The sequence below is a fragment of the Micromonospora sp. NPDC005298 genome (assembly GCF_040607375.1).
Lineage (GTDB): Bacteria > Actinomycetota > Actinomycetes > Mycobacteriales > Micromonosporaceae > Micromonospora.
Window position 1 is genome coordinate 42,800 of the sequence record NZ_JBEXGP010000025.1, and the last position, 20,993, is coordinate 63,792.

At 71.9% G+C, this 20,993-nt stretch carries 19 protein-coding genes; 8 read left to right on the forward strand and 11 right to left on the reverse strand.

Annotated elements, in window-relative coordinates:
- Positions 1–74: 74 nt before the first annotated feature.
- Both ABZS77_RS25625 and ABZS77_RS25630 read right to left on the reverse strand, forming a co-directional pair.
- Positions 75–3,062, reverse strand: coding sequence for a UPF0182 family protein (locus ABZS77_RS25625; protein WP_354827669.1), 2,988 nt, complete (start codon positions 3,060–3,062; stop codon positions 75–77).
- 96 nt (positions 3,063–3,158) lie between these two features.
- On the reverse strand, positions 3,159–4,172 hold the full coding sequence (locus tag ABZS77_RS25630; RefSeq protein WP_354827672.1) for a PDZ domain-containing protein: 1,014 nt from the start codon (positions 4,170–4,172) through the stop codon (positions 3,159–3,161).
- A 115-nt stretch (positions 4,173–4,287) separates the two neighbouring features.
- On the opposite strand from ABZS77_RS25630, the gene ABZS77_RS25635 reads away from it, so the two are divergent.
- Entirely contained in the window at positions 4,288–5,577 is a 1,290-nt protein-coding gene (locus ABZS77_RS25635) for a zinc-dependent metalloprotease (RefSeq protein WP_354827674.1), read from the forward strand.
- A gap of 48 nt (positions 5,578–5,625) precedes the next feature.
- Here the strand turns inward: ABZS77_RS25635 and ABZS77_RS25640 are convergent, their stop codons facing one another.
- A complete protein-coding gene (locus ABZS77_RS25640; protein ID WP_354827677.1) occupies positions 5,626–6,234 on the reverse strand; it encodes a hypothetical protein in 609 nt (202 codons plus the stop codon).
- Between the two features lie 64 nt (positions 6,235–6,298).
- Positions 6,299–6,829 (reverse strand): M48 family metallopeptidase, encoded by a 531-nt coding sequence (locus ABZS77_RS25645; RefSeq protein WP_354827680.1) that lies wholly within the window; start codon positions 6,827–6,829, stop codon positions 6,299–6,301.
- 505 nt (positions 6,830–7,334) lie between these two features.
- Here ABZS77_RS25645 and ABZS77_RS25650 point away from each other — a divergent pair.
- The 3 genes from ABZS77_RS25650 to ABZS77_RS25660 all read left to right on the forward strand — a co-directional run bounded on the left by ABZS77_RS25650 (position 7,335) and on the right by ABZS77_RS25660 (position 10,164).
- Positions 7,335–7,502: a DUF5679 domain-containing protein gene (locus ABZS77_RS25650; protein WP_167517324.1), complete on the forward strand. Its 168-nt coding sequence runs from the start codon at positions 7,335–7,337 to the stop codon at positions 7,500–7,502.
- 206 nt (positions 7,503–7,708) lie between these two features.
- Positions 7,709–8,821, forward strand: a complete 1,113-nt coding sequence (locus ABZS77_RS25655) for a hypothetical protein (RefSeq protein ID WP_354827683.1) — start codon at positions 7,709–7,711, stop codon at positions 8,819–8,821.
- Entirely contained in the window at positions 8,818–10,164 is a 1,347-nt protein-coding gene (locus ABZS77_RS25660; RefSeq protein ID WP_354827686.1) for an AarF/ABC1/UbiB kinase family protein, read from the forward strand. The genes ABZS77_RS25655 and ABZS77_RS25660 overlap by 4 nt, the downstream gene beginning before the upstream one ends.
- Before the next feature lie 291 nt (positions 10,165–10,455).
- Here ABZS77_RS25660 and ABZS77_RS25665 read toward each other — a convergent pair whose 3' ends face one another.
- From ABZS77_RS25665 to ABZS77_RS25675, 3 genes are all read right to left on the reverse strand, one after another.
- The gene (locus tag ABZS77_RS25665; protein WP_139582271.1) at positions 10,456–10,821 is read right to left on the reverse strand and encodes a WhiB family transcriptional regulator; all 366 of its coding nucleotides are present in this window, start codon (positions 10,819–10,821) and stop codon (positions 10,456–10,458) included.
- A 130-nt stretch (positions 10,822–10,951) separates the two neighbouring features.
- Positions 10,952–11,200 carry a hypothetical protein gene (locus ABZS77_RS25670; protein WP_354827689.1) on the reverse strand — a complete coding sequence of 83 codons (249 nt, stop codon included), beginning with the start codon at positions 11,198–11,200 and terminating at the stop codon, positions 10,952–10,954.
- 122 nt (positions 11,201–11,322) lie between these two features.
- Positions 11,323–13,488 carry an ATP-dependent DNA helicase UvrD2 gene (locus ABZS77_RS25675; protein WP_354827693.1) on the reverse strand — a complete coding sequence of 722 codons (2,166 nt, stop codon included), beginning with the start codon at positions 13,486–13,488 and terminating at the stop codon, positions 11,323–11,325.
- Between the two features lie 93 nt (positions 13,489–13,581).
- On the opposite strand from ABZS77_RS25675, the gene ABZS77_RS25680 reads away from it, so the two are divergent.
- Positions 13,582–13,824 carry a mycoredoxin gene (locus tag ABZS77_RS25680; protein ID WP_354827696.1) on the forward strand — a complete coding sequence of 81 codons (243 nt, stop codon included), beginning with the start codon at positions 13,582–13,584 and terminating at the stop codon, positions 13,822–13,824.
- Positions 13,825–13,889: 65 nt separating this feature from the next.
- Here ABZS77_RS25680 and ABZS77_RS25685 read toward each other — a convergent pair whose 3' ends face one another.
- The gene (locus tag ABZS77_RS25685) at positions 13,890–15,185 is read right to left on the reverse strand and encodes an MFS transporter (protein WP_354827699.1); all 1,296 of its coding nucleotides are present in this window, start codon (positions 15,183–15,185) and stop codon (positions 13,890–13,892) included.
- Between the two features lie 215 nt (positions 15,186–15,400).
- Here ABZS77_RS25685 and ABZS77_RS25690 point away from each other — a divergent pair, with 215 nt between their 5' ends.
- The 3 genes from ABZS77_RS25690 to ABZS77_RS25700 all read left to right on the forward strand — a co-directional run bounded on the left by ABZS77_RS25690 (position 15,401) and on the right by ABZS77_RS25700 (position 17,182).
- Positions 15,401–16,381 (forward strand): helix-turn-helix transcriptional regulator, encoded by a 981-nt coding sequence (locus tag ABZS77_RS25690; protein WP_354827701.1) that lies wholly within the window; start codon positions 15,401–15,403, stop codon positions 16,379–16,381.
- A 72-nt stretch (positions 16,382–16,453) separates the two neighbouring features.
- Positions 16,454–16,693, forward strand: coding sequence for a DUF397 domain-containing protein (locus tag ABZS77_RS25695; RefSeq protein ID WP_139585028.1), 240 nt, complete (start codon positions 16,454–16,456; stop codon positions 16,691–16,693).
- Positions 16,694–16,906: 213 nt separating this feature from the next.
- On the forward strand, positions 16,907–17,182 hold the full coding sequence (locus ABZS77_RS25700; RefSeq protein ID WP_354827704.1) for a hypothetical protein: 276 nt from the start codon (positions 16,907–16,909) through the stop codon (positions 17,180–17,182).
- A 123-nt stretch (positions 17,183–17,305) separates the two neighbouring features.
- Here ABZS77_RS25700 and nudC read toward each other — a convergent pair whose 3' ends face one another.
- The 3 genes from nudC to ABZS77_RS25715 are packed head-to-tail and all read right to left on the reverse strand — an operon-like array spanning position 17,306 to position 20,915.
- Positions 17,306–18,265: an NAD(+) diphosphatase gene (gene nudC, locus ABZS77_RS25705; protein ID WP_354827707.1), complete on the reverse strand. Its 960-nt coding sequence runs from the start codon at positions 18,263–18,265 to the stop codon at positions 17,306–17,308.
- Positions 18,262–19,608: a pitrilysin family protein gene (locus ABZS77_RS25710; protein WP_354827710.1), complete on the reverse strand. Its 1,347-nt coding sequence runs from the start codon at positions 19,606–19,608 to the stop codon at positions 18,262–18,264. The genes nudC and ABZS77_RS25710 overlap by 4 nt, the downstream gene beginning before the upstream one ends.
- The gene (locus ABZS77_RS25715; RefSeq protein ID WP_354827712.1) at positions 19,605–20,915 is read right to left on the reverse strand and encodes a pitrilysin family protein; all 1,311 of its coding nucleotides are present in this window, start codon (positions 20,913–20,915) and stop codon (positions 19,605–19,607) included. The genes ABZS77_RS25710 and ABZS77_RS25715 overlap by 4 nt, the downstream gene beginning before the upstream one ends.
- Positions 20,916–20,993: the final 78 nt, after the last annotated feature.

The window sequence follows — 20,993 nt, forward strand, 5'->3', positions numbered from 1 at the left end:
AACGGCGGAGCCCCCGCCGTACGGACCGATGCGGTCCGTACGGCGGGGGCTCCGAGGATGCTCCCGTTGGCGGGTCAGCCGCCGGGGCTCGGCGTCGGCCCGCCGCTCGGCGCGCCCGCCGGATTGGCGGCCTGCTGCGCCTGCTGGAACGCGGTAAGCGCCTCGTCCAGCGCCTTGAGCGCGCGACCGTACCGCTCGAAGTCGCCGGAGGCCTGCGCGGCGCGGACCTCGGTGATGGCGGCCTGCACCCGGTCCGCGGCGGTGGCCAGCTCACCGGTCGGCGCCGGCGCGGTGGTGCCACTCGGCGTCGGCGTGGGCGACGGCGTGCCGGTCGGCGTCGGCGTGGTCGGGTTGCCCCCGGTGGTCGGGGGCGGTGTCGCTGCCCCTGCCCGCTTGCCCTGCTCGACCAACTGCTTGATGCCGTCGTTGATGTTGTCGGCCAGCGCCACGAAGGAGCCGCCGTCACCGTACGAGAGCAGCACCTTCTGCAACAGCGGGTACGCGTCCTGCTGGTTGCTCTTCACATAGACCGGCTCGACGTAGAGCATGCCGTCGGCGAAGGGCAGCGACAGCAGGTTGCCGTACTGCACCTGCGCCTGGTTGCTGGAGAGCAGGTTGAGCTGCTGGCGGATGTTCGCGTTGTTGGTCATCTGCTGGTGCACCTGCACCGGGCCGGAGATCCGGGTCTGGTCCGGCAGCTCCAGCACCTCCAGCCGGGGCTTGCCGTCGACGTACGACCCGGAGATCAGCGCGGCGAGGTTCTGCCGACCGTTCGGGGTGACCGCGGAGGTGAGCTGGAAGCGCGGCCCCTCCTGCCCGGGGAACTGTGTGAACAGGTAGTACGGGGGCTGCTTCTGGCCGCTGTCCGGCGCGTCCGGCACGTTCGGCACCTGCCAGAAGTCCTGCGCGGAGTAGAAGTCGCCCGGGTTGGTCACGTGGAACTTGGTGAGCAGGTTGCGCTGCACCTTGAACATGTCGGCCGGGTAGCGCAGGTGCTCGGTCAGCTCGACCGGGATCTCCGCCTTCGGCAGCACCAGGTCACCGCCGAACGCCTTGTTCCACGCCTTGAGCACCGGGTCGGTGTCGTCGTACTCGTACAGCTTCACCGTGCCGTCGTACGCGTCGACGGTGGCCTTCACCGAGTTGCGCATGTAGTTGACGTTCTCCCGGGCCAGCTGGAAGGTGCCCCGGTTGGTCAGCTCGTCGGTGGTCTCGGTCTGGAGGTTGACCCGCTCGGCGTACGGGTAGGTGGCCGCCGTGGTGTAGCCGTCGACGATCCACTGCACCCGGCCGTCGACCACCGCCGGGTACGGGTCGCCGTCCAGGGTGAGGAACGGCGCGACCTTCTCCACCCGGTCCCGCGGGTTACGCACGTACAGCAGCTTGGAGTCCTTGTTGACCGCCTCGGAGAGCAGGAAGTTCGACTCCTGCTCCTTGATGGCGTACAGCAGCCGCCGGGCGAAGGAACCGATCTTGACGCCGCCCTCGCCGGTGTAGGTGTAGGACTCGCCGCCACCCTCACCGACCGGCCTGTCGAACTCGGCCTTCTTGTTCGGGTCGGACTGCCCGACGATCGCGTAGTCGTCGGCCGCCATCCGCTCGCCGTAGTAGATGCGCGGCTGCTTGGCCGGGATCTGCTCGGTCTGCGACGAGCACGCCTCCTGGGTCCGCTCGCCCAGGAAGCCGGACACGAAGAACGGCTGCCCGCCGCAGACCACCTGGTTCGCCGGGGCGGCCACCAGGCCGTACCCGTGGGTGTAGACGGTGTGCCGGTTGATCCAGGTGTTCTGCTGGTCGGTCAGCTCGCCGTAGTTGATCTCGCGTACGCCCACCACGTAGTCGGAGGTCTTGCCGTTCACCCCGTACCGGTCGATGTCCAGCTTGGGGCCGAAGTCGTAGAAGCCCCGCACCTGCTGGAGCTGGGTGTACGTCTCGCTCACCAACTGCGGGTCGAGCAGCCGCACGTTCGACACCACCGACGTGTCGGTGGCCAGGTTCGCCGGTGGGGTGAGGTTGTTCGCCGCGTACGGGGTGGTCTCGGTGACCGCCAACCCGAACGCCTCGCGCGTCGCGTCGATGCTGCGCTGGATGTACGGGGCCTCCTTGTCCTTGGCGCTCGGCTTGACCTCGAAGGTCTGCACCGCCCAGGGGTAGATGCCGCCGATGGCCACCGCGGACACACCGAGCAGGGCCAGCGAGATGCCCGGCCAGACCAGGTTCCGCATCCAGGCGTTCGAGAACACGATGATCGCGATCGCCACGACGATCGAGATGTACGCCAGGATCTCCTTCGCCGGCAGCAGCGCGTTGACGTCGGCGTAGCCGGCCCCGTACAGCTTGGCGCCCTCGTTGTACTCCAGCAGCATCGCGCGCCGGTCGAGGACGTACGCGACGGCCTTGAGCAGCACGAAGACCGCGACGAGGCTGCTCAGGTGGGCGCGGGCCGCGTTGCTCATCCGGTCCCCGACGCCCTGGAGGCGGACCCCGCCGAACAGGTAGTGCACCGCCAGCGCGCCGATCACGGCCAGCACCACGGCGGTGAAGGCGACCCCGAGCAGGTAGCGCCAGAACGGCAGCTGGAAGACGTAGAAGCCGAGGTCCACCCCGAACTCCGGGTCCTTGATCCCGAAGTCGCCGCCGTTGCGGAACAGCAGCCACTGGTTCCACCGGTTCTGCGCGGACAGGCCGGCGAACAGCCCGATCACGGTGGAGGCCAGCGCGATCCAGGTGCCGAGGCGCGGGGTGAGCGCCATCCGGTACCGCTCCAGGGTGGCCTGCTCGACCGAGTGCGGCCGCAGCCGGGGCCGCAGCCGGTACGCCAGCCACAGGTTGCCGCCGACGACCAGCGCCATGCCGAGGCCGATGACCAGGAAGAGCAGCAGCCGGGTCAGCAGCACACCGGTGAAGACCTCGGTGTAGCGGACCTCCTCGAACCAGAGCCAGTCCGTCCAGGCCTGGACGCCCCAGCCCAGCAGGGTGAAGAGCACGAACACCCCGACCAGGACAGCGATGGTGACGCGGCCGCGCCGACTCATCCTCGGGAGGGGGCTGCTGCTACGCATTACCACTGTTGGCTCCGCACGCTCGATGTGATCGGCTCCGACCAGGCACCCAGAGTACGGGGTCTTCCTGAACGTGTCGGGGCACGGTCACACCGGTCAGCAGCGGGTCGGCTGGCCCCCCGAACGAAGGGTGTCCAGGGCGGTCAATGCCTCGTCCAACGAGCCCACCCGCAGCAGCGGCAGGTCGGGCTGCGGATTGCGTACGGCCTCGGCGCAGTTGTCGGCCGGAACGAGGAAGACCTTCGCCCCGGCGCGCTTCGCGCCCACGAGCTTCTGCGCGATCCCGCCGATCGGGCCGACCGCGCCCTCGTCGTCGATGGTGCCGGTGCCGGCGATGACCTTCCCGCCGGTGAGGTCGGCCGGGGTGAGCTTGTCGACGATGCCCAGGGCGAACATCAGCCCGGCGCTCGGCCCGCCGATGTCCTCCAACTCGATGTCGAGCGTGAACGGGTGCGGCTGCTGCTGGTCGATCTCGACGCCGATCCGCGGCCGGCCGTCCTGCTCGCGGCTCGTCACCGTCGCGGTGGCCGGCGCGCCGTCGCGGGTGTAGCCGATGGTCAACGCCGTACCGGCCGGCTTGGCCCGGACCAGCTCGGTGACCTTCGCGCCCACCGGCACCGGTTGACCGTCGACCGAGGTGACCACGTCACCGGCCTTGAGCGCACCGGCGGACGGCCCGTCCGCGGCGACGGTCTTGACCACCACCTGCACCGGGAAACCCAGCTCGCGGAGCGCGGCGGTCTCCGCGCTGGTCTGCGACACCTTGAAGTCCTCGGCGTTGCGCTGCTCGACCTGCTCCGTCGACTCGCCGGGCGGGTAGACCAGCTCGCGCGGCACCACCGCCTCGTCGTCGGAGAACCAACCGGCGATCGCCGACCGGAGCCGTACCGTCGGCTGCACGCCCACCGTGGTCAACCGGAGCTGGCCGGCGGAGGTGGACGTGTCCCTTCCGGAGACCTTGATGACCTCCTTGCCGTCGGCCGTGCCAAGGGTGTTGACCGTCGGACCAGGCCCGAGAACCACGTACGGGATCGGCACCCGGAGCACGCCGATGCTCAGCAGGGCGGTGAACAGGGCACCGAGCAGGACCGTCAGGCCACGACGTCTCATGCGGCAGAGCGTACCGACCGGTCGACGCCCGCCTGCCGGATGCGCCACGCGACTTCGCCCTCAGCGCAACGCCAGCGGCGACGACCTGGGGCGTGGCGCGCGTACCGTAGACGTCGTGCCTGATATTCCGTTCGGTTTCGCGCTCCCGGGTGGGCAGCCACCAGACCCCAACGATCCCGCGCAGATGCAGCAGTTCATGTCGCAGTTGCAGCACCTGCTGTCCGCGCCGGGCAGTGGGCCGGTCAACTGGGACCTGGCCCGTCAGGTCGCGGCCAGCCAGCTCGCGGCCGCCGGCGACCCGGCGGTGTCGCCGTACGAGCGCCACGCGGTCGAGGAGGCGCTACGCCTGGCCGACCTGTGGCTGGAGCCGGCCTCCGCGTGGCCGTCGGGCATCCAGACCCCGGTCGCCTGGAACCGCAATGAGTGGATCTTCAAGACGCTCGACGTGTGGCGCAAGCTCTGCGACCCGGTGGCCAGCCGGATGGTCGGCGCGATGGGTGATTTGGTGCCGCCGGAGGCGCGCGCCCAGCTCGGCCCGATGCAGTCGATGGTCGCCACCCTCGGTGGGGCGCTCTTCGGCGGTCAACTGGGTCAGGCCCTCGGGTCGCTCGCCGCGGAGGTGCTCTCCGCCGGCGACATCGGCCTGCCGCTCGGCCCGGCCGGCACGGCCGCGCTGATCCCGGCCAACATCCGGGCGTACGGCGAGGGCCTGGAGCTGCCCGAGGACGAGGTACGCCTCTACGTCGCCCTGCGTGAGGCCGCCCACCAGCGGCTGTTCCAGCACGTCCCGTGGCTGCGCGGGCACGTGCTCAACGCGGTGGAGACGTACGCCTCGGGCATCCGGGTCAACCGGGAGGCGATCGAGGAGGCGATGGGCCGGGTCGACCCGACCGACCCGGAGTCGATGCAGGCCATCGCCCTGGAGGGCATCTTCACGCCGGAGGACACGCCGGCGCAGAAGGCCTCCCTGGCCCGCCTGGAGACCGCGTTGGCCCTGGTCGAGGGCTGGGTGTGCCACGTGGTGGACAGCGCCGCCAGCGACCGGCTGCCGAACGTCGTGCGGCTGGGCGAGGCGTTCCGTCGTCGCCGGGCCGCCGGTGGTCCCGCCGAGCAGACCTTCGCCGCGCTCGTCGGCCTGGAACTGCGTCCGCGCCGGCTGCGCGAGGCCGCGGCGCTGTGGGCCGCGCTCACCACGCACCGGGGCATCGAGGGCCGTGACGCCGTCTGGGGGCACCCCGACCTGCTCCCGTCGGACGACGACTTCGCCGACCCGGTCGCCTTCGCGATGAACGACATGGACCTGAGCGAGCTGGACAGCTTCGACTTCACCGCTCCGGGCGGGGTCGAGGAGAAGGCTCCCGGTCAGCCCGACGAGACCGACGACGAGGGCGACGCCAAGCCCTGACGCCTCGACCGGGTGCCCGCGCCGTCCGGCGCTGGGCACCCGGACCGGTCAGGCGGGACGGCCCGAGCCGGAGAGCAGGGCCCGGGTGGCCTCCCAGCCCTCGAAGGCCGGGTCCAGGGTGGCGAGGTCGGCCGCGCCGCGCATCCGCCGCCAGCCGGCCGTGACGGCGACGTCCGCTGGGCGGGGCGCGCCCGAGCGCGCGTCGGCGGGTGTGGCCGTGTCCAGGTCAAGCGGGGGCAGCCAGGCCGGCGCCGGCAGCCGTACGGCCACTCCGAGCAGCCCTGGACCGCCGCCCTCGACCGGGGCCACCGCCACCGGCCGGGTGGTGAGCGGGCGCAGCAACTTGCCGATGGTCAGCGCGGGAACGTCGGGCACGTCGGCGGCGAGGACCGCCGCCTGGTCGTAGCCGTCCAGCGCGGCGAACACCGCGTTCGGCGTCGGCTCGGGCACCTCGTACACGGTGGTGCCCGGCCAGACCAGCGCGTCCGCGAGGGCGCGGTCGGCCGGGGTCACGGCGACGGCGACCTCCACCTCGTTGAGGGTGGCGATCAGGTCGACGACGTCCTCGGCGAGCGCGGCCCGCCAGTCCGCCAGGTCGACGCCGGGGGGCGACCAGTGGACCGGCCCGAGCAACGCCACCACCACTCGCCGCGCCATGCTCCGACCCTAGCGCCCCACCGGAGCCGGACACCGCGCCCACCCGGCGTCGTCGGGCCGGGGGTCAGGAGGGTACGGGGGCGCAGGACGCGGCGGCCACGCCCTCGAGGTAGCCGCGGGCGCGTTCCGCCTTGGGGTAGCGACCCACCAACGCCCAGAACCGGGCGTTGTGGCTCGGCACGATGAGGTGCGCCAACTCGTGCAGCAGCACGTAGTCGATCACCCACTCGGGCATGTCCTGCACCCGGTGGGAGATCCGGATGCTGCGGTCGGCGGGCGTGCAGGAGCCCCATCGGCCGTTCTGGTTGGTGACCCACCGCACGCTCGCCGGCACCGCACGCGCCCCGTACCCGCCGAGGTAGAGGTCGATCAGTCGGGTGGCCCGGGCCAGCAGCTCGGCGTCGGAGCGGGCCAGCCGGCCCTCCCGGGCGGCGAGCCGGGCGAGCATCCGGTCGACCCACTCGCTCTCCTCCGCGCGGGAGAACTGGTCGGGGATGAGGACGACGACACGCTCACCGTCGCGGTACGCGGACACCGTGCGTCGTCGGCGCTGGCTGCGCCGTACCTCGACGACCGGCTTGCGCGTCCCCGCCATCACTGGCCCGCGCAGCCTCGGCTACGTGTCACGACAGAAAGCTAATGCGTACTGACCAGGGGTCCGCAAGAGTCAACCGCACGACACGCGCCCAGAAAATGGTGATTGGTCGTCCAGCGTCCTGAAAATTTCTTGACCGGGCGCCGTCCCGCGCACCCGTCACCCTTCGTGAACACCGGGCGGGCGCGTACCGCCTCCACCGTAGGTGATCACCGTCGTGGACGCGCGCGGGGGCACCCGCACGGGTGGCTGAGAGGGTTTGGTCGGCGTGTCCCCGCCAAACTGACTTATCCGACCTATTTCGCCATGCACACTCTCGACGTCGACTTGCTCACAGTGTCGATGCACAGCTGACATGGAACTGCCCAGACCTGGGTAGGGTCCGCGGACCAGCGGTCACGAGGGTGGCCGTGGAGTGAAACCCAGCGCCGGCGCCCCGTGTGGTCCGCCGCAGGGCACCCCGCCGGGATCGTATAGACCGGTGGACGAGACGAGGAGGGGCACCGTGGCCGACCAGGCCCAGAGCTACAACGGTTACTGCGTGAAGTGCAAGGAGAAGCGGGACTTCGAGGGACACGTCGAGGTCTCGAAGACCGGTATGAACATGGCCAAGGGCAAGTGTCCGGTGTGCGGCACAACAGTGAACCGCATCCTGGGCAAGGCCAAGGTCTGACCCGTTCGGGCGGACGGGGGCGGGGTGGCCGACGGCCACCCCGCCCCCGTCCGCCGTTCGGGCGTGGACACACTGTCGGGTCCAGGACATCACTACCGACGAGTTGTGGATAACCCGCCAAATCCTGTGGACAACGCTGGACAGCAGCCCGGCCACCTGTGGACAACGATCGACCGAGAGCAGAGACGCGGTCACGATCAGTCATCATGAGTCGTACCGCGCTGCCCCGCCCGACCCTGCTGCCCGGCCTGCACCGGCTCTGGCGCGACAGGCACACCCTGCAACTCGGCGTCGGTCCCCGGCCCGCCGTGCTGCTGGAGCTGGCCAACCCCCGGGCCGCCGGTCTGCTCGACCTGCTCGACGGCACCCGTAGCGAGCGGCAGGTGCTGGCACAGGCGGCCACCGCACAGGTCGCCGCCGACGATGCCCGTACCCTGCTGGCCGCTCTGCGGGCCGCGGGCCTGCTCGTGCCCGCGCACAGCCTGCTGCCCCGCGACCTGGCCGGCCCGCTCCGAGCCCGGCTCGCCGCCGAGGCGGGTGCGCTGGCCCTGGCCGCGGCCCGACTGCCCGGCACCCCGGCGCAGGTGCTGCGACGCAGACGAACCGCGCGGGTGCTGCTCACCGGTGCCGGCGCGCTCGGCGCGGCGCTGGCCGTCGGGCTTGCCCAGTCCGGCGTCGGGCAGGTGATTCCGCACCTCACCGGCCCGGTACGCCCCGTCGACCTGGTCGGCACCGGCATCCCGGCCAGCGAGTTGGGCCGCCCGCTGGCCCCGGCGGTACGGGCCGCGCTCGACCGGGTCGCACCGGGCACCGGCACCCACCCCGGCCGCGCCGCCCGTGTCGACCTGGTGATCCAACTGGGCACCGATCGTCCTCCCGCGCTGCTCGCCGCCGGTCTCGCCCAGCGCCGCCAGCCGCACCTGCTGGTCACCCTGCGCGAAGGCGTACCGGTCGTCGGGCCGCTGGTCCGCCCGCCCGTCGGCCCCTGCCTGCACTGCGTCGAGTTGCACCGGGCCGACCGCGACCCGGCCTGGCCCCGGCTCGCCGCCCAACTCGCCACCGCCGCGCCGGCCCCCGCCGGTGCGACCGGCACACTGCTCGCGGCGACCGGGTACGCGCTCACCGAGGCGCTGACGCATCTCGACGGCGGCAGCCCGGAGACGCTCGGCGGCGCGATGGAGATCGCCGGCGCCGGCCGGTTCCGCCGTCGGGGCTGGCCACCACATCCGGCGTGCGGGTGCTCAGAGCGCCGAGTGTGTGCACCAGCCCGGCCGCACGGCAGCAGCGGACCCCTCCGGTCGGTAACAATGACCGGGTGACCGACATCCCGCGCCGGGCCGTGTCCCGGACCGCCAAGCTCGCCGCTCTGCCGCTCGGCTTCGCCGGCCGGACCGTCCTCGGCATGGGAAAGCGTGTCACCGGGCTCGCCTCCGACGTGATCTCGGCGGAGATCCAGCAACGCACCGCCGAGCAGCTGTTCAGCGTCCTTGGCCAGCTCAAGGGCGGTGCCATGAAGTTCGGCCAGGCGCTGTCGGTCTTCGAGGCGGCCCTTCCGGAGGAGATCGCCGCGCCGTACCGCCAGGCGTTGACCAAGCTCCAGGAGGCGGCGCCGCCGCTGCCGGCCGCCAGTGTGCACAAGGTGCTGGCCGAGCAGCTCGGCCCCAACTGGCGGGACCGGTTCGTCGAGTTCGACGACACCCCGGCCGCCGCCGCCAGCATCGGCCAGGTGCACCGGGCTCGGTGGCGGGAACCGGGCTCCGACGCCTCCGGTGCGCCCAACGGCCGTGACGTGGCCGTCAAGATCCAGTATCCGGGGGCCGGCGACGCGCTCCTCGCCGACCTCAAGCAACTCTCCCGTCTGGGCGGGATGTTCCGGGCCATCCAGCCCGGCCTGGACGTCAAACCGCTCCTGGTCGAGCTGCGCGAACGGATCACCGAGGAACTGGACTACGAACTGGAGGCCGAGTCCCAGCGCGCCTTCGCCGCCGCGTACGCCGACGACCCGGAGATCTACATCCCGGCGGTGGTGCACGCGGCGCCCCGGGTGCTGGTCACCGAGTGGGTCACGGGCACGCCGATGGCCGACATCATCCGGGAGGGCACCGAGGAGCAGCGGGACGAGGCGGGCCGGCTGATGGCCACCCTGCACCTCTCCGCCCCGCAGCGGGCCGGGCTGCTGCACGCCGACCCGCACCCGGGCAACTTCCGGCTGCTGCCGGACGGCCGGCTCGGGGTGATCGACTTCGGCGCGGTGGCCCGGATGCCGGAGGGCACACCCGAGCCGATCGGCCGCATCGCGGCGCTGGCGCTGCGCAACGACGCCGCCGGCGTGGTGCAGGGCCTGCGGTCCGAGGGCTTCATCGGCGCCACCGACGACATCGACGCCGAGGGGGTGCTGGAGTTCATCCGCCCGATGCTGGAGCCGATCGCCACCGACGGGTTCCGCTTCACCAGGGCGTGGCTGCGCGGCGAGGCGGCACGACTGGCCAGCCCCCGCTCCCCCACGTACCAGCTGAGCCGGCAGCTCAACCTGCCACCGTCGTACCTGCTCATCCACCGGGTGACCCTCGGGTCGATCGGTGTGCTCTGCCAGTTGGAGGCGAAGGCCCCGTACCGGGGCATCCTGGAACGCTGGCTGCCCGGCTTCGCCCCGGTGGCCTGAACGTCACGAAGGGCGGGTGCCGGTCGGCACCCGCCCTTCTTCGCGGAGTGGTACTAGAGAACGCCCAGGTCGCGTGCCGACTGGTTACGGCCGTTCAAGGCGACGGTACGGGCGGATCGGGTTGCCTCAGTGCTCGTGGTGGTACGACCGGCCTGAGGCCGGCGCATTCGAGCCCGGGACAACGCTTCGTGGAGTAGTTGCATCTCGAAGGCTCCAGTCGGGACGTTCAACATCGTCTTCTCACTAACTGCCGGTGTGCCACCGGCGTCGTTGGTACGGAACGGGAACATGTCAGGCTGCCAGCCGGACCGCGCCACGCACCTCGGACAGCCCACTGGCCGCCAGGCGCGCCTCGGCCTCGACCCGGAGCGCGGCGTCACGGGCGACGTCCTCCTTGCGCGGGCGGCCACGGGGCCGCTTGCGCGGGACGACCGCGCCACGCTCGAAGATCTCGCCGCCCCAGACGCCCCACGGCTCCGCCCGCTCCACCGCCCCGGCCAGGCACTCGACGCGCAGCGGGCAGTCCCCGCAGAGCGACTTGGCCAGCTCGAGCTCGGCAGGCGAGTCGGAGAACCACAGGTCGGGGTCGAACTTCCGGCAGGGCAGGTTCGCCTCCAGCTCGACGCTCACATCGAGGGGGGCCAACGCCAGACTCATCTCCCGGTCACCTCTCTCTCACTTCGATCTCGTGGATCGCATTCCGACGTACTTCGGCGGGGCAAAAAACTGAGGCCGCGGATCCCGGTAAGCGGGTTCCGCGGCCTCGAGGTGAGCCGGTGTCTGATGATCAGACCGGTTTACCTCGAGGTGGAACGCCGCGGACATCCGTGCGCCGCTTGACGCCATTGATGTCCATGCCCGTGATGCCACTGGTCCCGTTGAATCCGGTGGGCGCGACGGCCAGGGTCAGCTCGGCCTGAACCTGGTGCACCTGCGGAACCGACGGTCGTGCGGCCGCGAGGGCCACCCGGACAGCCGACAGCGGAGCGTGGACAGACGGCATCGCCGTCAGACGCTCATAGGTGAAGATCTCCACGGTGGCCACCTCCCTCACGTTCCTCGAATCGACTGGACCAACCCCCGTGAGCAGCCGGAATGGCGCCGCTCGCGTGGTGTGTTCTGAGGCTATTCCTCGCCTGGGGGCGAGGGCAAACGAATTTACGACTGGATTTCGAAAGTTTTCTCCGGGCAGACATCGTCCACCCCGGCGCCTCCCACGAGCGCCAGCACCGACTCCCCGTACAGCCCCAACTTGCGCGGGCCGATGCCGGCGATGGCGATCAACTCTTCCGGCCGGCCGGGACGCCGCTCGGCCAGCGCGGTGAGCGTCGCATCGGTGAAGACCACGTACGCCGGGACCTTCTGCGCCCCGGCCACCCGCTGCCGCCACTCGCGCAGCCGTTCGTGCAGCTCGTCGTCGATGTCGGACGGGCAGGTGGGGCAGCGGCCCAGCTTGCGGTCCGGGCCGGCGAGCAGGGTGGCGCCGCAGATCCGGCAGGACACGATCTGCGTGCGCCGCCGCTCGGGGCGGCGGGCGGGACCGGCGCCGCCGGCCGCCCGCTCGGTGCCGCCGGAACGGTCCAACTGGGGCAGGAACCGCGACGGACGCCGGGCCCGCCCGCCCGGCGAGCGCGCGGCGGCGTACGACAACCAGAGCCACTGCCGCGCCCGGGTGATGCCGACATAGAGCAGCCGGCGTTCCTCCTCGACCTGCTCGACGGTCTTGGCGTACGTGGTGGGGAGGGTGCCCTCGGCGAGACCGACCAGGAAGACCGCGTCCCACTCCAGACCCTTGGCCGAGTGCAGCGACGCCAGCGTCACCCCGTCCACGGTCGGCACGTGCTGCTGGGCGGCACGGTTGGCCAGCTCCTCGGTGAAGTCGGTGAGGGTGACCGGGCGTTCCACCGAGGCGGCCTCGCCGATCGGCACCACCTCGGGGGTTGCCGCGTACTCCTCGGCGAGCTGGACCAGCGCGGCCAGCGCCTCCCAGCGTTCGCGGGCCGCGCCGCCGGCCGGGGGCGCGTCCGGGGACCACCCGACGGCGGTGAGCGCCTCGACGACGGCGGTCGGCAGCGGCGTCTCCCCCGGGATGGAGCGGGTGGCCGAACGCAGCGCCACCATCGCCTGGCGCACCTCGACCCGCTCGAAGAAGCGCTCCGCGCCCTGCACCACGTACGGCACCTCAGCCTCGGTGAGCGCCTTCTCGTACGCCTCGGACTGCGCGTTGACCCGGAACAGCACGGCGATCTCCTTGGCCGGCGTGCCCGCGTCGATCAGGGACCGGCAGCGCGCGGCCACGGCGTTCGCCTCGGCCGGCTCGTCGGTGAAGATCCGCAGATCGGGGTCCGGTCCGGGTGGCCGCTGCCCGCTCAGCTCCAGCCGCAACCGCGCCTCGGTGCCCCGGGCCTGCGAGATCACCGCGTTGGCCAGGCCGACCACCTGCGGCGTGGAGCGGTAGTCGCGGACCAGCCGGACCACTGTGGCGTTGCGGTGCCGGCGGGGGAAGTCGACCAGGTACGCCGAGGTCGCCCCGGTGAACGAGTAGATCGTCTGGCTGGCGTCGCCGACCACGGTCAGGTCGTTGCGGCCGGCCAACCAGGCTTCCAGCAACCGCTGCTGGAGAGGGTTCACGTCCTGGTACTCGTCGACCACGAAGTGCCGGTACTGGGTGCGGATCTGCTCGCCGACGTCCGAATGTTCCTCGATACCCCACACCGCGGCCCGCAGCATGTCCTCGAAGTCGATCACGCCGTTGGAGCGCTTGAGCTGCTCGTACGCGGCGAAGACGTCGGCCACCTTCGTCGGCTCGTGTGGCGTGTCCCGCAGTGCGCGGGCCGCCGCCACGACGTACTCCCCCGGTTCGACGAGCGACGACTTGGCCCACTCGATCTCACCGGCGAGGTCCCGGGCTGCGGCCCGGTCGGTACGCAGACCGACCCGCGCGGCGGCGAGGGTGACCAGCCGTACCTTGCTGTCCAGCAGCTCGGGCATGGCCCGGCCGGCCAGCAGCCGGGGAGCGAAGTACCGGACCTGGCGCAGCGCGGCGGCGTGGAACGTCCGTGCCTGCACGCCCCGGACCCCGAGCAGTGAGATCCGGTGTCGCATCTCGGCGGCGGCCCGGGCGGTGAAGGTGACCGCGAGCACGTGCCGGGGGGAGATCTCGCCGGAGAGCGCCCGGTGGGCGATCCGGGAGGTGATCGCGCGGGTCTTGCCGGTGCCGGCGCCGGCCAGGATGCAGACCGGGCCGGCGGGTGCGGTCACCGCGGCGCGCTGCTCCGGGTCCAGCCCGGCGAGCACCTGTTCCGACGCTGAGTGAACCACCACAACCAGGAATCATCTCAGCTCCTCCGGACGTTGCAGCGAACAGCCTCGGCTTGATCCGCAAGCCGGCGGTCAGAGGAGTTGGAGGATCCGACCATGCTGACGATGTATTCCACCCCCTGGTGCGGCTACTGCCACCGGTTGAAGTCGCAGCTCGACCGGGAGGGCATCGGGTACGAGGTGGTCGACATCGAGCAGGACCCGAAGGCCGCGGATTTCGTGATGAGCGTCAACGGCGGCAACCAGACGGTGCCGACGCTGCGCTTCGCCGACGGCAGCGCCCTGACCAATCCCTCGATCACCCAGGTCAAGCAGCACCTGGAGACCCTCACCGCCTGACGCGGGTTCGTTCTCGACGAGCGGCCGTCCCATCCGGGGCGGCCGCTCGTCGTGTCCGGCAACGGTCAGGGTTGGGGTGGCCGGCGAAGGCCGGTGCCCACCGGCGTGTCGGCGTCCTCGACGGGGCGTCGGGGCGCGGGCAGGGTCGGACGGGTCGGCGGTGTGGGTGGGCGGGCGCCGGTCGGGGCGCTCAGGTGCCGGCCCCGCCACAGGTAGCCGCCGGCGGCGAGGGTGGCGACCCCGACCAGCGCGAACAGCATCCGGTAGTCCAGCACGCCGACGAGCAGGGCACCCGCGCCGATGGAGAACGCCTGCGGTCCGCTGATCACCGCCTCGGTGGCGGCGGCGACCCGACCGACCAGCGCGGGAGGGGTACGTCGCTGGATCAGCGTGTGCAGACCCACCATGGTCAGCGGGAGCGACACGCCGGCCAGCAGCACCGCCGCGAACCCGAGACGGAGATCGGGGTACGCGAGCGCGAGCGCGGCCGGGCCGAAGAGCGCGACGCCGGTGGCGAGCGTGCCGACCTCACCGATCCGGCGGACCACCGCCGGTGAGCAGAGCCCGCCCAGCAGGCCACCCACACCCTGCACGGTGACCAGCACGCCCACGAACGCCGCGTCGCGGTCCAGTCCCTGGTCGACGTAGGCGAAGATGAGCGACTCGCTGAAACCCATCACCAACGACCCGAGGCCGTACCCGAACAGGGCCCGGCGCAGGGCCGGCTCGCCGGCCAGGTGCCGCAGCCCGGCGCCCAGCTCGGCCGGCCAGCGCAGCCGCACCGTCGGCGGCGGGGGCTGCGGGGTGGGCAGCGCGCTCACCACCGCGGCAGCGGTCAGGAACCCGATCATGCCGATCCCGGCCAGCGCCCAGCCGCCGATCGCCGCGTAGAGCGCCGCACCGGCCAGCGGACCGATCAGCCGCAGCCCCTGACGTACGGTCTGGAGCGCCCCGTTCGCCTCGGCCAGCAGCTCCACCGGCACCAGTTGCCGGATCAGCCCGCTGAGCGCCGCGCTGAGCGTGATGTACGACAGTCCGTACAGGGCGGCCACCAGGTAGACGAGCCACACGTCGCCGGCGTCCCGGACGGTGAGCAGTGGGGTGAGCAGCACCGCGGTGACGAGGTTCGCGGCCACGAAGAACTGTCGACGCGGGTAGCGGTCGACGAACCATCCGACGAGCGGCGCCAGCGTCATCGGCGCGATGACGGCGAAGATCGTGGCGCCGGCGAGCCCGTCGGAGCCGGTGAGGTCCTTGACCCAGATGGCAAGCGCGAGCAGCAGGATCGACTCGGCGGTCATGCTTGCCAGCAGGCCCCCGAAGAGCAGACGGAAGTCGGGTCGGCGCAGGACGGTGCGCATGGGTCCCTCCGGCGGGATGGCGCGCCCGGGTGGGCGGGGTCGACGGGGCTGCGACCGGGGGTCCGTCGTGCTGCGGCGTACCCGTGGTCCATTTTTCGCAAGACACGCCCCCGCCGGAACCTCCGACGCCGGTCGCGCCGTCCATACTGACCGTGGGGGGCGAATTTCATACAGTTACCGTCGCGTCTGCGTCGGTCGACGGGAAAGAGGACACCGTGCCTCCTGCCGCACCCAGCCCGATCCTGCGTCGTCGCCGGTTGGGCATCGAGTTGCGCCGCCTGCGCGAGGCCGCGGGCTTCACCGGTGACCAGGTCATCGAGCGCATCGGTTGGGCCTCCGCGTCCAAGCTGTCCCGACTGGAGAACGGTCGCAGCCGCCCGGACCCGCAGGACGTGGGGGTCCTGCTCGACCTGTACGGCGCCGACGCGGCGCTGCGCGAGGAGCTGCTCGGGATCACCGGCGAGGCCGGCGACATGCGGGGTTGGTTGAAGAACTTCCCGGTGATGACCCTGCAACAGCGCAGCTGGGCGGAGCTGGAGGCGGGCTGCGCGGAGATCTCCGAGTACAACCCGGTGCTGGTGCCCGGGCTGTTGCAGACCCCCGGGTACGCCCAGGTGCGGATCGTCTCGGCCCGGCGGGTCGGTGCGGGGGCCGGCGAGCCGGAGCCCGGCGACGAACCCGAGACCGAGGTGCAGGCGCGGCTGGCCCGCCAGTCGCTGCTGACCCGGGAACCCGACGCGCCGCGCTACACGGCCGTGCTGGAGGAGGCGGCCCTCGGCCGCCGGGCCGGGCCGCCCGACGTGCTGCACGAGCAGTTGCTCCAGCTCTGCGACCTGGCCCTGCTGCCCAACGTGACGCTGCACGTGCTGCTGCGGGACACCCAGATCGGCGATTGGTACCTTCCGCCGACCGCGTTCTCCCTCTATCGGTTCGCCGATCCGCTCGATCCGGAGACGCTGGCCATCGAAGGGGGCTTCACCGACGTCATGTCGTCCGAGGCAATCACTCTAAATCGCTATAAAGTGGTGTTCGAGTGGCTATGCACGGCGGCACTTAACGAATCGGACACCCTCTCCTGGCTGATCGAGGCGACGGGACGGCTGACCGAGGCGGCGTCCCCATCCACAGTGGCGTTCGGTCCGGCAACGGCGCCGGCCCAACGCCGCCGGGCTGCGGGGCGACTGACGGACCGGTGATCCACGGGGGACCGCCGTCGGGGCGTGCGGCACCACTCGTCCCATCGGATCGGTTCACACCAGGAGCAGACCATGAACGACATCCGCAACACGCCGTCCGTCTCCGCCCACTCGTTGGCGGACGCCCCGTGGCGTACCAGCACACGCAGCCAGACCTCCAACTGCGTCGAGGTCGCCCCGCTGGGCACCGGCCCGTCGGCGGTCGCGCTGCGCGACAGCAAGGACCGCGGCGGCCCGGTGCTGCTGTTCAACCGGGCAGGTTGGCTCGGCTTCATCACCGGAGCGAAGAAGGGCCAGTTCGATCTGAACTGATCCGGTGACCACCACGGGGCCGTCGGCGAATCGCCGGCGGCCCCGCTGTCGTACGCGCCGCCAGCCTCGCTGAGCAGGCATCGGTTGATCGGACGAGGCTCGCAACCAATAGGCGCGTTTCAGTTGCTGAGACGAACACGCGGCGTAACATGACCCTCGAGTACGTGGAACTTCCACATTGGCTCATCCGTCGCGGTTCATCCGGAGACCCTCATGCGGTTCCTGATCGTTCGCACCGACATCCGCGCCGTCGCCGACGGTGACATCGCCGCCGCCTGGGCGGACGGCAACCGCCTTCGCGACGAGACGACCCAGCCTGAACCGCGCCGGCAGATCGTGCACGCCGAGGACCGGGACGCGGCACTGCTTCTGGCCCGCGCGCTCGCCACCGTCGGCGCCGTACGCGCCGGCCGGCAACGCGTCAAGGTCCTGCCGCTCAGCGAGCCCCGCCCCGCCTTCCTACGCAGACCGGGCCGCACCGGCCCCTGACCACCAGACGTCCGTCGTGGTCGGAGCGGCTCCCCCGCCGTGTTCCTTGCCTTTCGACCATGACGGCCCGTGTTCCCGGCCCGTGACCGCCGCGGCAACGGCGGCCACGGGCCGGGACCGTGCTCACCTGTCGCCGTCCACCCAGCCGTCGAGCCAGCGGTGGATGAGGAACAACGCGATCGACGACGGTGGCGGCAGGATCAGCCGAGCCCCGTCGCCGACGTCCACGGTCCGTCCCGCCAACGCCGCCCCGATCTCCCGGCGGGAGAACCACCGGGCGTACGCGATCTCCGACGGGTCGACCCGGACCGGATCCTCCGGGTCCGCGGTGGCCAGGAAGCCCAACATCAGCGAGCCGGGGAACGGCCAGGCCTGGCTGCCCGCGTACCCGATCCGCTCGACCCCGATGCCCACCTCCTCGCGGACCTCGCGCAGCACGGCCGCCTCCGCCGACTCCCCCGGCTCCACGTAGCCGGCCAGGCAGGAGTATCGCCGGCCGCCAGGGGTGCCCGGCCAGCCGGCGTTGTTGCCGAGCAGGCAACGACCGTCTGGCCCGTCGACCCCGTCGTGCACCAGCACGATCATCGCCGGGTCGGTGCGCGGCCAGATCCGACCGCCGTTGCGGTCCACCCGGGACCAACCCGCCTCGTCCATCGCCGTCGGCGCACCGGTGCTCGCCGAGTAGCCGTGCCGGGTGTGCCAGTTGACGAGCGCCAACGCGGTGGTGAAGATCCCGGCCTCCCGGTCGGCGAGCAGATGCCCCACCTCACGCAGGTTGACCGCGCGGGTGCCCGGCAGCGCCGGCAGCGGCGCGTCGACCGCGAAGACCGGCACGCCGTCCGGCTCGACGCCGAGGAACATCGCCATCGCCTCGGACCCCACCGGCACGTCCGCCGCGCCGAACAGCACGAGCGTCGGAGGCGACGCGTCGGTACGGGCCAGCGTCCGCCCCTCGTCGGTCGAGTCGAGCAGCAGCACCCGGGCACGCAACCACGCCTCGGTCAGCCACTGCGAGTCGCCCCGCCGGTGCGCCGCCCGGTCCAGTGTCGACCGGGCCAACGGTGGCGCCGCCTCCCCGCTCACCGCACCGGCTCGGTACGGATCGGGGTCAGCGCGGCCAGGCCCGGGGCGACCCGCTCGGCGTCACCCAGCACCACGAGCGCGGCGCGGGACGGCGCCAGGTAGCGGGCAGCCGCCTCCGCGACGTCGTCGATGCTCGCCTTGGCCAACCTCGCCGCGTACTCGGCGAGGAAGTCCAGGCGCAGCCCGTTGCCCGCGTACGCGCTGGTCAGCGCGGCGAGACCGGCCTGCGTGGACATGCCGAGCTGGAGGGTGCCCAGGGCGTACTGGCGTGCCTGCTCCAACTCCTCGGGCTTCGGCGGCAGCGACGCCAGGCGGCCCAGCTCGTACGTCGTCTCCAGCAACGCCGGGCCGGTGACCTCGGTGGCCACGTCGGCGCCGGCGACCAGCACCGACCCGGCCACCGAATGCTCGATCACCGAGTGCGGCCCGTACGTGTAGCCCTTGTCCTCGCGGATGTTCTCCACCCAGCGGGAGGAGAAGTACCCGCCGAAGATCAGGTTGGCCAGTTGCAGCGGGGCGTGGTCGGGGTCGGTGCGTGACACCGCCGGCAGCGCGATCCGCAGCGAGGACTGCACCGAGCCGGGCCTGTCGACAAGCAGCAGCGGCCCCGGCTCCAGCGGCGGTGTCGCCGGCAGGTCGGCGGTGCGACCGGCGCCGGTCCACCCACCGAGCGCCCGCTCGGCCGCGTCCAGAGCCTTCTCCGGCTGCACGTCGCCGACAAGCACCAACTGCGCGCCCGTCGGGTGCACCCGCTCGGCGTGCAGGGTCCGCAGCGCGGCCGGCCGGACGGCGCGGATCTGGCCGGGCTCCGGGGTCTGTGTCGCGTACGGGTGCCGGCCGTAGATCCGCTTCAGCAGCGCCTCGCGGGCGAGGTGCGCCGGCTGGCTCTGCGCCACCTGGATCCGGTCGACCAGCCGGTCCCGTTCGGTGGTCACCTCGTCGGTGGGGTAGCTGGCGCCGGTCAGCACCTCGGCCAGCAGCTCCAGCATCCGGTCCAGGCCGGTGACGAGGCCGGCCCCGGAGAGCATCAGCCGGTCCGGGTCGACGCCCGCGGCGAGCCCGCCGCCCACCTTCTGCAACTCGGCGGCGATCTGCACGCTGGTCATCGACTCGGTGCCGGACAGCATGGTCTGCGAGAGCATCGCCCCGCGAGCCAGGTTCGCCCGACCGAACGGGATCCAGAGGCGCAGCTCGATCAGGGGCACGGCGGGTCGGCGTACCGCGATCACGGTGAGGCCGTTGCGCAGCGTGCGTTCGGCCTGCTTCGGCACCTTGAGCTTGCGGTTGGGGCCGAGCGGAGGAAGCGTCCGCGGCGCGGTGGGGGCGGTGGTCGTCGCGCTCATCGGGCACCTCCGGGGATGACCTCGACCACGGCGCGGCGCTCCGGTCGCAGGGCGGCGGCGGCGATCTGGACCTGCTCCTCGGTCACCTCGCCGACCAGCTTCGGCAGGTCGTTGAGCAGGCCGGGCTCGCCGCGTTGCTGTTCCAGTACGGCCATCCGCAGCGCCCGGCCGAGCACCGCGTCGGTGTCGCGCAGCAGGTGGGTGGCCATCCGGGCCTGGGTACGGGCCAGCTCGCCGTCGGTCAGACCGTCGGTGGCCAGCCGGTCCAGTTCCTCGTCGACGGTGCGCAGCACCTTGTCCACGTCGCCGCCGGGCGGCAGGTGCGCCTGGAGCAGCAGCGCGGTGGGGTCACGCACGTCGAACGGATCACCCATGAAACCGAGGTAGCCGCCGAGGCTGGTCACCGAACGGTCGCGCTGGACGAGCCGCTCGACCAGCCGCGACGCGTCGCCGTCGGTGAGCACCTCGGCGAGCACCACGTACGGCAGGTAACCGGCGAAGTCGGTGATCGGGTCGGGCACCCGCCAGGCCCCGGCGACCGCCGGCAGCGGCGCCAGCTTGTCGGTGTACGAGGTGCGCCGCTCGGTGGTCAGGTCGGGCTCGGTGAAGTCGGGTCGCTTCGGCGCGGGGCGGGCCGGCACGTCGCCGAAGTGCCGGGTGACCAGTTCGGTGGCCTCGGCCACGTCGATGTCACCGCTGACGGCGAGGACCGCGTTGCCGCTGGCGTAGTAGCGGCGGAAGAAGTCGGCGGCGTCGGCGACCGTCGCCGACTCCAGGTCGTCGAAGGAGCCGTACCCGTCGTGCGCGTTGGGGAACGTGTCGAACATGACCGGCGGCAGCGTCAGCCACGGAAACCCGCCGTACGGGCGGTTGAGCACGTTGACCCGGATCTCCTCCTTGACCACGTCGACCTGGTTGCGCAGGGTCTCCTCGGTCAGTCGGGGGCCGCGCATCCGGTCGGCCTCCAGGAACAGCGCGCGTTCCAGCGCGTTGCTCGGCAGCGTCTCGAAGTAGTCGGTGTAGTCCAGGTGGGTGGAGCCGTTGAAGGTGCCGCCGGCGCCCTGCACGTGCCGGAAGTGGGCAAGCTTCTCCAGGTTCTCCGAGCCCTGGAACATCAGGTGTTCGAAGAGGTGGGCGAAGCCGGTGCGCCCCTCCGGCTCGGAACGGATGCCGACGTCGTAGACGACCGCCACCCCGATGACCGGGGCACTGCGATCGGGGGTGAGCACCACCCGCAGGCCGTTGTCGAGGGTGAACCGCTCGACCGGGTACTTCGTCGCTGGAATTCTGGATCTCCGCGCCGCCACGGGACTGACCCTAGCGCGTCGGCACCCGCGCCACCGGCGTCCTCCGCGGAGCAGCAGTCGCCGGTTTGGTCGCCGGCG

Coding starts and splice junctions, on each gene's coding strand:
- ABZS77_RS25625 (WP_354827669.1), bottom strand. CDS start 3,062: ATGCGTAGCAGCAGCCCCCTCCCGAGGATGAGTCGGCGCGGCCGCGTC.
- ABZS77_RS25630 (WP_354827672.1), bottom strand. CDS start 4,172: ATGAGACGTCGTGGCCTGACGGTCCTGCTCGGTGCCCTGTTCACCGCC.
- ABZS77_RS25640 (WP_354827677.1), bottom strand. CDS start 6,234: ATGGCGCGGCGAGTGGTGGTGGCGTTGCTCGGGCCGGTCCACTGGTCG.
- ABZS77_RS25645 (WP_354827680.1), bottom strand. CDS start 6,829: ATGGCGGGGACGCGCAAGCCGGTCGTCGAGGTACGGCGCAGCCAGCGC.
- ABZS77_RS25655 (WP_354827683.1), top strand. CDS start 7,709: ATGAGTCGTACCGCGCTGCCCCGCCCGACCCTGCTGCCCGGCCTGCAC.
- ABZS77_RS25665 (WP_139582271.1), bottom strand. CDS start 10,821: ATGAGTCTGGCGTTGGCCCCCCTCGATGTGAGCGTCGAGCTGGAGGCG.
- ABZS77_RS25680 (WP_354827696.1), top strand. CDS start 13,582: ATGCTGACGATGTATTCCACCCCCTGGTGCGGCTACTGCCACCGGTTG.
- ABZS77_RS25685 (WP_354827699.1), bottom strand. CDS start 15,185: ATGCGCACCGTCCTGCGCCGACCCGACTTCCGTCTGCTCTTCGGGGGC.
- ABZS77_RS25695 (WP_139585028.1), top strand. CDS start 16,454: ATGAACGACATCCGCAACACGCCGTCCGTCTCCGCCCACTCGTTGGCG.
- ABZS77_RS25700 (WP_354827704.1), top strand. CDS start 16,907: ATGCGGTTCCTGATCGTTCGCACCGACATCCGCGCCGTCGCCGACGGT.
- ABZS77_RS25710 (WP_354827710.1), bottom strand. CDS start 19,608: ATGAGCGCGACGACCACCGCCCCCACCGCGCCGCGGACGCTTCCTCCG.